Here is a 13281-nt window from a genome sequence, read left to right on the forward strand (position 1 = left end):
TCCTACGCAGCCAGGCTATCTGCCGCCATACCCTTGGCGGGCGTAATGCCATCGGCCTGCGCGACCGCTTCACCGATCAGGATCAACGTGGGGCGATCCGCAGCAAAGGCCTGCGCCACCAGCGGCAGCAGGTCGAGCCGGGTGCGCAACTGCTGTTCCTGGGGCAAGGAGGCATCGCAGGTAATCAGCGCCGGGGTCGATCCGGGCAGACCAGCGGCCATCAGCGCAACGCTCAGTTCGGGCGCGGCTTCCCGGCCCATGTAAACCGCCAGCGTGCAGGCGGGATCGGCCAGTGCCTGCCAGTCCAGATCCAGCGCCTGCCCGTTGCGGCTATGCGCGGTCACGAACTGCACCCGGCGCGCGATGCCGCGCAGCGAAAGCGAAAGGCCCGCCGATGCGGCGACCGCGCTGGCGGCGGTGATTCCGGGACAGATGTGCACCCGTACGCCGACCTTGCGCAAGGCCGACATTTCCTCGGTCGCGCGGCCGAACATGGCCGGATCGCCGCCCTTCAGGCGCACCACGCGGCGGCCGGCCAAAGCCGCCGTGACCAGCATCTGGTCGATGGTCTGCTGATCCTTCGAGTGGCGGCCCGATCGCTTGCCCACGCTGATCCGCTCGGTTCCGGGCGGGATCAGGTCGAGCACGCCGGAGCCGACGAGCGCGTCATAAAATACCACGTCGGCGGCGCGGATCAGCCCTTCGGCCTTGCGCGTCAGCAGGTCGGGATCGCCCGGCCCTGCCCCGACGAGCCATACTTCACCGGCGGCGATAAGCTCATTCTGCGGCATCGAGGACCTCCTCGTTGGTCTGGGTGAGAATCTTGGCGAGCGCGGGGCGGCACGAACCGCAATTGGTGCCAGCCCCAAGCGCCTTGCCGATGGCCGGCACGTCGACCAGCGCCTGTTCGCGGATGGCGGCAACGATCTGGTTGAGGCCGATGTCGAAGCACACGCATACCGTCGGCCCCTTGTCCGGCTGGCTGCCGGGGCCGCGCGCGGCGAGAACCGTGGCGCCCACGTCCTCGACCGCAAGTTGCCCGATCAGCCAGTCGCGCGAAGGCAGCAGGCCGGTGCGGGTGACGAACAGAACGCCCGCCAGCCGCCCCGCGACAATCACCGCGACGCGGCGCGTCCCTCGGGTCAGGTCGATGGCTTCCACGCGCTCGCCCTTGGGTAGCGCCGCTTCGATGCGCGCGGGATCACCGTTGCCCGCGATCTCGTAAAGCGCGCCGCCCGGCACCTTCACGCGCGTGGCCCACAGGCAGGGCACGCGCGCCGGTTCTTCGCCGCGCAGGATGAGAAAGCCCTTCCATTCCGTCTCCACTCTGGCGAGTGCGGCGGGGGTGGACTTGAAGCCGGGCTGACCGGAATGCGGATCAACCAGCGGCCTCGGCAACAGGCCGGTGCGGCCGCCGGTGGACACCTGATCGGTCCAGTGGATCGGCGTGAAAATCTCACCCGGACGCTGGCCATCGGTAAGCGCCACGCGGAACGTGCTGTTACCCTGCGGGGTCGAGACGCGGGCGAGATCGCCGTCCTTCAGGTCCAGCGCGAGGGCATCGGCGGGGTGAACCTCCACCAGTGGTTCTTCGCGGTGGCGGGCCAGTTTGGGCGCCAGACCCGTCCGCGTCATCGTGTGCCACTGGTCGCGGTAGCGGCCGGTGTTGAGCGTCAACGGCCAGTCGGCCAGCGGCGCCTGCAAATCCATCTGCCCGACCTTCACCAGCCGCGCTCGCCCGCTCGGCGTAGGGAAACGGCCATCGGCGAACGGTTTGTCGCCCCACTGGAACGGCTCCAGCGCATCATAGGCGCCGTTGCCGATTGCCGCATGATCGCGCAGGTTCAGCATCCGCGCGCCGTCGTTCTGATAGGCGGTAAGGCGGGCATGTTCGCGCCAGATATCGGCGGGATGGTCGTAAGCGAAAGCATTGCCCCAGCCCATACGGCGCGCGACCTCCTTGACGATCCACCAATCGGGCTTCGCCTCGCCGGGCAGCGCCATGAAGGGGCGCTGGCGGCTGATCGTGCGCTCGGAATTGGTGACGGTGCCATCCTTTTCCCCCCATGCCGCTGCGGGCAAGCAGACGTCAGCGTAAGCGGTGGTGTCGGTGCGCGCGATGACGTCCGAGACAACGACGAAGGGGCATTTTTCCAAGGCCGCACGCACGTTACCGGCATCCGGCAGCGAGACGGCGGGGTTGGTCGCCATCACCCAGAGCGCCTTGATCCGGCCCTCGCCAATAGCGCGGAACAGGTCGACGGCTTTCAACCCTGGCCTGGTCGCCATGCCCGGTGCGGCCCAGAAGCGGCCCACGCGCGCGACGTTTTCGGGCGCGAAGTCCATATGTGCGGCCAGTGTCGAAGCCAGCCCGCCAACCTCGCGCCCGCCCATCGCATTGGGCTGCCCGGTGATCGAGAACGGCGCTGCGCCGGGCTTGCCGATGCGTGCCGTGGCGAGGTGCAGGTTGATAATCGCATTGACCTGATCGGTGCCCCGGATCGACTGGTTCACGCCCTGGCTGAACATCGTGACGGTGCGCGGGTTGGCCGCGAACATCTCGTAGAACCGCAACAGCAGCGCCGGGTCGAGATCGCAGATCTTCGCCGTGCTCCACAGGTCATGCCCGGTGGCAAGGTGCTCCCAAAACCCCTCCGGCACCTCGACGTGGCTTTCCATGAACGCCTTGGCGACGCTGCCCTGCTGCGCCAGCCACGCGAGAAGGCCGTTCATCAGCGCCACGTCGCTGCCGGGGCGCAGGGGCAGGTGCAGATCGGCGCCCTCGCAGGTTTCGGTGCGGCGCGGGTCGATGACCACCAGCTTCGTGCCCCGCTGCGCGCGGGCGGCCTGGATGCGCTGGTAGACGATCGGATGGCACCACGCGGTATTGGAGCCGACCAGTACGACAAGGTCCGTTTCATCCAGATCGGCATAGCTGGCGGGCACTACGTCCTCACCAAAGGCACGGTTGTGGCCGGAAACCGCACTCGACATGCAAAGCCGCGAATTGGTGTCGATATTGGCCGAGCCGATGAAGCCCTTCATCAGCTTGTTGGCGACGTAGTAGTCCTCGGTCAGCAGTTGCCCCGAGACGTAGAAGGCCACGCTATCGGGGCCATAGCGCGCGATAGTGTCGCGAAAGCGCTTCGCCACGAGATCCAGCGCCTTGTCCCACGAGGCACGCCGATCGCCGATCATCGGATGGAGCAGACGGCCGGTCAGGCCGACCGTCTCGCCCAGATGCGTGCCCTTGGAGCAGAGCCGGCCCGCATTGGCGGGGTGCGCCTCGTCGCCCCGGATCGTCACCTCGCGCACGCCCGTAGGCGTGGCGGAGATGCCGCAGCCGACGCCGCAATAGGCGCAGGTCGTGCGGACCGCGCCTCGCATCAGGCGGCGTCCTTCATCGCTTCCGGCCGCGCCAGCAGGATGCGCCCGTCCTCCTTGCGCACCGCGATCGTCGGGGTGCAGCCACTATCCGCCCCCTGCGCCTCGCCGGACGCCAGCGCGATGTTCCAGTTGTGCAGCGGACAGGCGACCGAGTGGCCATGGACGATGCCCTGGCTAAGCGGCCCCTTCTTGTGCGGGCATTCGTTGACGAGCGCGAAGACCCGGTCGTCTCCGGTGCGGAAGACCGCGATGTCCGGTTCTCCTTCGATGCGCACCGTGCGGGCGCCGCGCTGGGGAATGTCGGCAAGGGTTCCGATGTCGATCCAGTCGGTCATGGCATTCACTCCGCTGCGGCCAGTTCTTGGGGCACGAGAGGCTCTAGGTGCCGGTGAAGATCGACGCGGTCGCCGCTGGCGCGCTTCGCCCAGGGGTCTTCCTGACTGAAGCTCTGCGCATGGAGGAACCGCGCGGCGAGGGCCTTGCGTCCCGCGTCATCCTCGACCACGCGGGACTTCACGTACTCCACGCCGACGCGCTCGATCCACGGTGCGGTGCGTTCCAGATAGCGCGCTTCCTCGCGGTAGACCTGGATGAAGGCCGCGCAGTATTCGAGCGCTTCTTCCTCGGTCGAAACCTTGCACAGGAAGTCGGTGGCGCGCACCTTGATGCCGCCGTTGCCGCCTACACTAAGCTCGTAGCCCGAGTCCACGCAGACCACGCCGAAGTCCTTGATCGTCGCTTCCGCGCAGTTGCGAGGGCAACCGGAGACCGCGATCTTGAACTTGTGCGGCATCCACGACCCCCAGGTCATGCGCTCCGTTTTAACGCCAAGGCCGGTGGAATCCTGCGTACCGAAGCGGCACCATTCCGATCCCACGCAAGTCTTCACCGTGCGCAGCGATTTGCCATAGGCATGGCCCGAAACCATCCCGGCGGCATTGAGATCGGCCCAGACGGCGGGCAGGTCCTCCTTCTTGATCCCGAAGATGTCGAGCCGCTGGCCGCCGGTCACCTTGACCATCGGCGCCTCGTACTTCTCCACCACGTCGGCGATAGCGCGCAGTTCGCGTGGGTTAGTCAGGCCCCCCCACATGCGCGGGACCACCGAATAGGTGCCGTCTTTCTGGATGTTGGCATGCATGCGCTCGTTGACGAAACGGCTCTGCTGGTCGTCCACGTATTCACCGGGAAGCGCGCAGAGCAGGTAGTAGTTCAGCGCGGGGCGGCACGAGGAACAGCCGTCCGGCGTGGACCAGTGCAGCTTTTGCATGACCTCGGGGATCGACTTCATATCCTGCGCCACGATTTCGCGGCGCACATCGTCGTGGGTGAAGCTGGTGCACTTGCACAAGGTCTTCGGCCCGGCTTCGACATCGCCGCCAAGCGTCAGCATCAGCAGGTTCTCGACAAGGCCGGTGCACGAACCGCAGCTGGCCGAAGCCTTGCAGGAGGCGCGCACCGCGTCGAGGCTGCATGCCCCGGCCTTGATGCAGCCGAGGACCAGGCCCTTGGAAACGCCGTTGCAGCCGCAGATCTCGGCATCGTCCGAGAGCGCCGCAACGGCCGCCTTAGGGTCCAGCGCGCCTCCTCCCGAGGCGCCAAGAACCGCATAGGCCTGGCCGAAGATCACGAGGTCGCGAATATCCGCGACGCTTTCGCCCTTCTTGAGCAGGTCGAAGTACCAGCCGCCGTCCGCCGTATCGCCGTAGAGCACGGCGCCGACGATGCGGTCGTCCTTCACTACCACGCGCTTGTAGACGCCGCGCGCTGCATCGCGCAGCACGATGTCCTCGCAGCCTTCGCCGCCAGAGAAGTCCCCGGCGGAAAACACGTCCAGCCCCGCGACCTTCAGCTTGGTGGAGGTGACCGAGCCGCGATAGCCGGTGTGGCGGTCGGTCAGGCCATCGGCCAGGCTGCGGCACATGTCCCACAGCGGCGCGACCAGACCGTAGACGTTGCCGTCATGCTCCACGCATTCGCCCACCGCCAGGACGGCAGGGTCGCTCGTCACCATGTGGTCGTCGACCTTGATGCCGCGGCCGATCTCCAGTCCCGCCGCGCGGGCAAGGCCGACAGAGGGACGGATACCCACCGCCATCACGACGAGGCTGGCCGGAATTTCGCGCCCGTCCTTGAGGCGCACGCCCTCTACCTTGCCCCCGCCGTAGATTTCGGCGGTGTCGGCGCCGGTCAGGATAGTCTGGCCCCGGCTTTCCAGCGCGGACTTGAGCAGCCAGCCCGCCGCCTCGTCCAACTGGCGTTCCATCAGCGTGGGCATCAGGTGGATCACGGTCACCTTCATGCCGCGCAGCGTCAGCCCATGCGCCGCCTCAAGACCCAGAAGGCCCCCGCCGATAACCACGGCGCTGCCGCCGCCCGCCGCCTTGCCCGCCTCGGCAGCGGCCAGCATCGTGTCGACATCGTGCATGTCGCGAAACGAGATCACGCCGGGCAGGTCCTTGCCGGGCACCGGAATGATGAAGGGATCGGAGCCGGTGGCGATCAGCAACCGGTCATAATGGACCGTGCGGCCGGAACGCGCGGTAACGGTCCTGGCGGCGCGGTCGATCGCGGTGACGGGATCGGCGGTGATTAGCTCGATACCGCTGTCGTCGTACCACTCGCGTGTGTTGATGACGATCTGCTCGAACGTCTTCTCACCCGCCAGCACCGGCGAAAGCATGATGCGGTTGTAGTTCACGTGCGGCTCGGCGCCGAAGATAGTCACGCGGTAACGGCCCGCGTCGCGCGCCAGCAGTTCCTCGACGGCGCGGCAGCCCGCCATGCCGTTGCCGACGACGACAAGGTGTTCGCGCACATCGCCCGAAGGTACGATCAGCATGTCCTCATAGTCGGTGGTGGGTTCGATCCCGTCCTGAAATTCCATGCACGAGACTCCAGAAAAAGCATTGGGAGAAAAGGGAGCGGAAAAAAGAAAAGGCCGCCATCCGGACCCCCAGTTCGAAAACCTGAGGTCTGGATGGCGGCCTTGCCATCGTTCGGTGCCTACGTACCCCGTCAGTGGAGTATTTCGGCGATGTAATAGAGACAACGCTGTCTCTTGCACTGCAACATAAATGGAATCGCTCGAATGCTCAAGCGATTCCGTCATGCTTATCTTCAGATAGCCCAGTCCAGCTGGACCCAGACTTTGTCGGTATCGGTCGCCATCGCCTTGGCGTCGTAGTGTGCATAGCGCAGCGCCGCAGTCGTCCTGTGCAGTTTGGCAGAGGCGAGCAGATTGATTTCATTGCCGTAATGCAGGCCAAGCCGGTCACTCTCGAAGCGGTGCCACGTTGCCTGAAGGGTCACTGCGGAAAGCGCGCCCACCTGCTTCGCACCGTATCCGCCGCCCAGATAGAGATCACGCACGCCGTTCGCAGGCGTGGTGAGGAACTTGTCCGCCCAGCCCTGGAACTTGAAATTGGTGCCCAGCGGCGTCTGGAAACTGGTGAGGGCCGCGCCCTTGTCGGCACCCAGAACCTCGTAGCCGCCGCCTATCTTCCAGCCCTTCACATCCAGCGTCGCATCGGCGAGCCAATAGTCGGCGCTGTAATCGTTGGGGTTGCGGTGCCAGTCCGACTGGCGCGCGTAGCTGGCCTGGTAGGACAGCTTCACCGCCTAGCCGAACGCATGCGCCCCCGCGAGCCGCACGCCGTAGGTCTGGCTGGACAGGCGAAATGCCTGCATCGCCGCCTCATCCTGATCGACGAGGTAGGCGAAGCCCGTCAGCTTGCCCAGCGGGCTTTCCCACGCGAGGTTGGCAAGCACGTTGTCACCCCCCACCGCCTGCTGACGCGCGCCGTGGCCGTCGATGCCCCAGATCGTGCGCACGCCCCAGGCATAGGCGAGGTCGAGGTTCACGCCTTTGACCGGGCTGATCTCGGCGCGCACCGCGTCGAAGGTCTGCGCATTGTCGCGAAAGGCGACGTTGCCGACGAAGCGCTCGTCGTCCAGCGCGATCTTCTGGCGTCCGGCGGTCAGCGTCATGCCCTTCGCCTTGTACTTCACTTGCGCGATGTAGAGCGCGATGTTCTGCGGATCGGCCACCAGCGGCCGGGTCGGCGCGCCGTCAAGCCCGTCGTAGTAGTCATCGACCGCCGCCAGCGTCCCCTGGGCGACCGCCGTGGCACTGAAGCCGCCGCTGGCCACCTGCGCACCGCCGCGCACCCGCACGGTCAGCGCATCGGCCTGCCTGTCGATACCGTCCTGATCGACATGCTCGTAGCGCGCCCGCGCCTCGGCGATCGGCTTGACGGTGATTTCCTGGGCATGTGCGGATGCAGCGCAAGCGGCCCCGCCGGCAGCCAGAACAGCCGCCGCCTGTGTTATCTTTTTCATGAAATTAGCGCCCCCTCAGGACGAAAAAGGGATGGGGCGGCAGCGCTGCGGCGCCGCCGCCCAGCTTGCCGGCTCAGATACGCGCGCCGGTTTTCCAGGTCGCGCGCCAGCGGGCCTTGACCATCGCCACAGAGGCAAGGGCCACGACCGCAAGGCCGGCAAAAATCAGGAAGCCCGGCGCAAAGCTGCCGGTGAACTGCTTGGCCAGACCCAGCGAACTGGCGAGGTAGAACCCGCCGACACCGCCCGCCATGCCGACAAGGCCGGTCATCACGCCGATCTCGGCCTGAAAGCGCTGCGGCACGAGCTGGAACACGGAACCATTGCCAGTCCCAAGCGCCAGCATGGCAAGCACGAACAGGGCCAGCGCGGCGCCAAGGCTGGTCGCCTGAGATACGCCCACCAGAGCGACGGCGGCAACGGCATAGACCACCATCAGCGTCTTCACGCCGCCGATCCTGTCGGCCAGCGCGCCGCCCATCGGACGGACCAGCGAACCGGCGAACACGCACCCTGCGGTGCAGTATCCGGCGACCACCGTGGTCAGCCCGAACTGGTCGGTGAAGTAGATCGGCAACGATGCGGCAAGGCCCACGAACCCGCCGAAAGTCACGGCATAATAGGCCATCAGCCACCACGCATCGGGCTGCCTGAGCAGCGCGGCATAGTCCACCAGCTTGCGCGGCGCGGGCGGGTTCGGCGCATCCCTGGCCAGCAACAGATAGACCACCAGAACGATGCTGAGCGGGATGCAGGCAAGACCTAGAACCGCGTTCCAGCCGAACATCCTGGCAAGCGCAGGCGCGAAAAGCGCGGCGAGCACGGTGCCCGAATTGCCCATCCCGGCAAGCCCCATGGCCTTGCCCTGATGCTCCGCCGGATACCAGCGGCTGGCCAGCGGCAAGGCGATCGCGAAGCTGGCGCCGGCAAAGCCCAGAATAACGCCAAGCGTCAGCGTACCCGAGAAGCTGGTAACGCCCATGAACCACGCGAAAAACAGGCCGGCGATGACGATGACCTGGTTGATCGCGCCCGAACGCTTGGGACCGATGCGGTCGACCAGCAGACCATTGACGACGCGCAGCAGCGCGCCCGCCAGCGTGGGCAGCGCCACCATCAGGCCCTTCTGGGCCGGCGACAGACCCAGCGTGCGCGATATCTCCGGCGCCAACGGGCCAAGCAGAACCCAGACCATGAACGCGAGATCGAAATAGAGAAAAGCTGCGATCAAGGTCGGCGTGTGACCGGCTTTCCAGAAGCCGACCGCCGGCTTGTGCACGCCTTCATCGGCCAGAAGGCCTTCGTTGTCTTCGTCAGGTCGCCAGAATGCGGATGCCATGGTACGTCCCCCATAATCCATGAAACGGACACGAAAAAAGCCGCAGGCCGGACGTCACCCCATGGTGAGTCCGGTCAGCGGCTTTGCTGCGAATTTCGGTGAGGATAGCGCCCCGTCTTTGGGACAGCCTATCCGTTGTGCGTGCGCTTCATCGCGCGACGTTCATATAGTCCCGTGATTTGGCGCATCTGGCAAGGTACAAAATTGCGCCCGATTCCAACGCGATGTTATTTTCAATGCTGCGGTGCAAAACCAGCTAGGTAGTCCTCGATCCGTTCGGGATCGAAGATGCGCCCGTCGAAAAAGCGGTCAGGACCAAGCGTGAGATCACCCTTACTCGAACCCACTGCCAGCGACACCTCGACTGACCCTTCCAGCTTCATACTTGCCCCCGGCATCGGCAATTCGCTGCCGGCGAGCGCACGGCGATAGACATCGGGACGGAACACCGCCGCCGCCTTCGCCGCGTTTTCGGCAGACGGTTCGACCATGTTCCAGCGCACCATCTGCGAATAGATCCACAGCGCCTGGCTACGCCACGGAAACGGCGTGGCCTCGCGCGAAAACAGCACGAAATCGGGAGACGATACCGCCGCATCGCCCGCGCGCGGAACGATGGTGCCGCTCAGCGCCCGCAGGATCAGGTCGGCAGGCTGGCCGACGTAGCGCGCATCGGCCAGGATATCCGCCAGGGCCTCGCGGTTGTCCGGTTCGTCACACCAGACGGCGGCGCGGGCCAGTGCCCGCAGCAGCCGGTCGACGGTATCGGGGTTTTCCTCAAGCCAGCTTTCCCGGAATGCCAGTACCTTTTCGACGCCGCGCTGCCAGATCTTTTCACCGATCGCCACCGCCTCGGCGCGGCCGGAATCGATGGCGGCACTGCCCCAGGGTTCGCCTGCGATGAACCCGTCGACTTCGCCGGCGTGGATAGCTTCCACCGTCAGCGAAGGCGGCAGCACGCGCAGTACCACGTCGCGGTCAGGGTCTACACCTGCACTGGCGAGCCAGTAGCGCAGCATCAGCGCATGGCTGGAAAAGCGGTGCACCACGCCAATCACCGGCTTGCGCTTCCACAGTCCGATGGCCGCGGCAAAATCGTGCGCGGTGCCCAGCGGATCGGCCAGTCGCCCCGCCGAATCGGGCGCGAGGGCGGCGGCGAAGTCCTTCGCCATCACCAGCATATTGCCATTGACGCCCAGCTTGAACGGCGTGGCCAGCGCGGCGGGCTGCTGGCTGAGGCCCAGCGTCACCGCCACCGCCAGCGGGGCAAGCATATGCGCCGCCTGCACCTGCCCGTAGACCAGCCGGTCGCGCAGCGTCGCCCAGCTGGTCGTGCGGATGAGGTCGAGCGAGAGGCCCTCCTCCTCGGCGAACCCGCGTTCGCGTGCGGCGGCAAGCACCGCAACGTCGTTGAGCGGCAGGAAGGCGATGCGTAGATTGATCGTCATTATATCCCTCCCAGCAGGTCGCTGGCGGTGATGAGCGCCTGCGCCACGTCCGCGATCTTCTTGCCCTGGTTCATGGCGCTGCGGCGCAGGAGCGCATAGGCGTCCTGCTCGGACAGGGCGCGCTGGTTCATCAGGATCGACTTGGCGCGGTCGAGCACCTTGCGATCGGCAAGCGCGGTGCGCGCCTCCTCCAACTCGGCCTGCATCCGCGAGAAGGCGTTGAAACGGCGTACCGCCAGTTCCAGCACGGGCTTCACCCGCTCTTTGCGCAGGCCATCGACGACATAGGCGGAAACACCCGCATCGATCGCCGCACCGATCATCGCCTCGTCCGACTGGTCGACGAACATGGCGATCGGCCGCGCCAGCGCCCGGCTGACCGTGAGCATTTCCTCCAGCGTATCGCGGCTGGGGCTGCCAAGGTCCATGAGCACGACGTCGGGCGCCATACGCTCCAGCCGGGCCACGAACGCACCGCGCGGCGGGACGATATGAATGTCATCGTAGCCCGCGTCACGCAGTCCTTCCTCAAGCACCGTGGCTCGCAGGCCGCTGTCGTCGATGATGACAATTCGCATGGAGGCCCCTTCAGCGCCGACCCTTGCCGCATATCGTTACCCAACGTCAATGTGCTGTCATTGGGCTGGAGTCTTCTGCACCAATGCCACCATTAGAGCACAGCTTAGTGCTGGCAGACCAAAACCTACTCAAGTGGCAGGAAATGACCGCTGAGGGGCAAAGATCGTAGAGCGCTTGGCGGCGGATTCAATATGTAACTTCGGTGACTAATCGGTTTCATGCATTCGAGACCACAGCGGAAGGCGTAGAGAACAGCGATCAATTAGACATCCCGCGCGCCGAAGAATGCGGACAAATTCAAAGATATCTGTTCGGCAAGCTGATCCCTGCCCAAGAAGTGGCCTTGCTGCTCCAAAAGCTGGGTGGCGTCCGGGATTACGCCGGCTGCGAACTACACCTTTGCTATCGCCCAACGTCCAGAGTCCACCGATAGTGTTGAAAAACTCCGGCTTGAAGTTGTTTTCGGGGTCTGATTCACTGTTCTTGCAGGACGGAGACAGGCCGATGATAGGTGAGCGGACGGTGGCGCAGGAGGCGCTGTTTTACAGCTTCAATCTGGAACGGCACGTGCCGGCGAGCCATCTGCTGCGATCGATAGACAGGTTCGTCGATCTGTCCGGCATGCGCGAGCATTTGCAGCCCTATTACAGCGAGACAGGTCGCCCTTCGATCGACCCGGAACTGATGATCCGGATGCTGCTCATTGGCTACTGCATGGGTATCCGCTCGGAACGCCGGTTGTGCGACGAGGTGTACCTCAACCTGGCCTATCGCTGGTTTTGCAGATTGGGACTGGACGGCGATGTGCCTAACCACTCGACGTTTTCCAAGAACCGCCATGGTCGGTTCCGCGACAGTGATCTGTTGCGCAAACTGTTCGAGCCGACGGTGGAGCGCTGCATGGCTGAGGGACTGGTCGGCGGTGAAGGCTTTGCCGTCGATGCAAGCCCGATCGCAGCCGATGCTAATCGCCAGCGCGGCGTTCGCGGCGGTGAGCCCTTGCCGCCGGACGCGACCAACTATGCTGTGAACGAATATCTGGCCGTTCTCGACGATGCGGCATTTGGCGCCGCGACGCCTGTCGTTCCGAAGTTCTTGTCGCCTGCCGATCCTGCCGCGCGCTGGACCAGCGCCAAGGGCGGTCAGGCGTTCTTCGCCTACTGCACCAATTATCTGATCGACCTGAAGAACGCCGTCATCATGGATGTGGAAGCGAGCATGGCGGTGCGTCAGGCTGAGTTGACTGCGGCACGGCGGATGATCGATCGCGTCCAAGACCAGTTCGAAGTCTGGCCTGCGCGACTGGCGGCAGACACCGCTTATGGTTCTGCAGAAAACCTAGCGTGGCTGGTGCACGAGAAAGGGATAGAGGCGCATATCCCGGTCTTTGATCATAGCAACAGGCGAACCGGCAGCTTCCAGCGATCCGCCTTCCGCTTCGAGCATAAGCGCGATGTCTATGTCTGCCCGGGAGAAAAGGATCTGAAGCGGCAGCATCGCAACTTCGCAACAGCGCGCTCCGGTGTCGATCAGGATGGCTTCATGCGATATCGCGCGTCCAAAGCCGATTGTGACGTTTGCGCGCTCAAGCCGGACTGCTGTCCGGGCCAGCCCGTACGCAAAATCCCGCGTTCAGTCCATGAAGGCGCTCGCGATCTGGCCCGCGATCTGGCGCTGACCGACGCCTATATCACTTCACGTCGGGAACGAAAGAAGGTCGAGATGCTGTTCGCGCATCTCAAGCGCATACTGAAGCTGGATCGGTTGCGCTTGCGTGGACCAAATGGAGCAAAAGACGAGTTCCTCCTCGCCGCTACCGCCCAGAACCTCCGCAAGATGGCCAAGCTTCTGCCGATGAAGGCTCAACCAGCAACGGGTTGAAGGCCAAAACGACATTCAGCCCATTCCCGCTTCGATCCCAGCACCCGGCAAAGATCGACTTCTTCAACACTACCGACCCTTCTCGGACTCTCAGGACCTGATTTCGGTTCCCCACCAGCGGACGTTCCGCTTTGTCGGCAGTTGCCGACCAACCTAAGACGTTCCCAAATTGATCCTAGCCCGGAAAATTCACGCGGGTTGGCGGATGTGGCGTAAAGCACTGATTTAACGTATGATTTGGTTGCTTAAGCCGATCGACGTCATTTCAGGAAAGCCACACCCGCCATGGACGGTTCTACTCTGCCG

The 13281-nt window shown here is 64.8% G+C and carries 8 protein-coding genes and 1 pseudogene; 1 reads left to right on the top strand and 8 read right to left on the bottom strand.

From position 1 onward, the window contains the following. Positions 1-2: 2 nt before the first annotated feature. The 8 genes and pseudogenes from cobA to GVL61_RS20075 form a co-directional block, all read right to left on the bottom strand. Positions 3-791 carry a uroporphyrinogen-III C-methyltransferase gene (cobA, locus tag GVL61_RS20040; protein ID WP_159982429.1) on the bottom strand — a complete coding sequence of 263 codons (789 nt, stop codon included), beginning with the start codon at positions 789-791 and terminating at the stop codon, positions 3-5. Then, complete coding sequence (locus GVL61_RS20045) at positions 778-3387, bottom strand: nitrate reductase (protein ID WP_159982430.1); 2610 nt, start codon at positions 3385-3387, stop codon at positions 778-780. Before GVL61_RS20045 ends, cobA begins: the two co-directional genes overlap by 14 nt. Continuing rightward, positions 3387-3722: a nitrite reductase small subunit NirD gene (nirD, locus tag GVL61_RS20050; protein WP_159982431.1), complete on the bottom strand. Its 336-nt coding sequence runs from the start codon at positions 3720-3722 to the stop codon at positions 3387-3389. Before nirD ends, GVL61_RS20045 begins: the two co-directional genes overlap by 1 nt. A gap of 5 nt (positions 3723-3727) precedes the next feature. Then, positions 3728-6274: a nitrite reductase large subunit NirB gene (gene nirB, locus GVL61_RS20055; RefSeq protein WP_159982432.1), complete on the bottom strand. Its 2547-nt coding sequence runs from the start codon at positions 6272-6274 to the stop codon at positions 3728-3730. Between the two features lie 233 nt (positions 6275-6507). Beyond that, positions 6508-7728: pseudogene (locus tag GVL61_RS20060) on the bottom strand (hypothetical protein). Positions 7729-7801: 73 nt separating this feature from the next. Continuing rightward, positions 7802-9067, bottom strand: a complete 1266-nt coding sequence (locus tag GVL61_RS20065; protein WP_159982433.1) for a NarK/NasA family nitrate transporter — start codon at positions 9065-9067, stop codon at positions 7802-7804. Between the two features lie 233 nt (positions 9068-9300). Next, a complete protein-coding gene (locus tag GVL61_RS20070; RefSeq protein ID WP_159982434.1) occupies positions 9301-10515 on the bottom strand; it encodes a CmpA/NrtA family ABC transporter substrate-binding protein in 1215 nt (404 codons plus the stop codon). Further along, on the bottom strand, positions 10515-11093 hold the full coding sequence (locus tag GVL61_RS20075; RefSeq protein ID WP_159982435.1) for an ANTAR domain-containing response regulator: 579 nt from the start codon (positions 11091-11093) through the stop codon (positions 10515-10517). Before GVL61_RS20075 ends, GVL61_RS20070 begins: the two co-directional genes overlap by 1 nt. Positions 11094-11598: 505 nt before the next feature. Here GVL61_RS20075 and GVL61_RS20080 point away from each other — a divergent pair. Then, on the top strand, positions 11599-12975 hold the full coding sequence (locus GVL61_RS20080) for a transposase (RefSeq protein ID WP_159982436.1): 1377 nt from the start codon (positions 11599-11601) through the stop codon (positions 12973-12975). Positions 12976-13281 lie beyond the last annotated feature (306 nt).

The organism is Novosphingobium sp. 18050, assembly GCF_902706195.1.
Lineage (GTDB): Bacteria > Pseudomonadota > Alphaproteobacteria > Sphingomonadales > Sphingomonadaceae > Novosphingobium.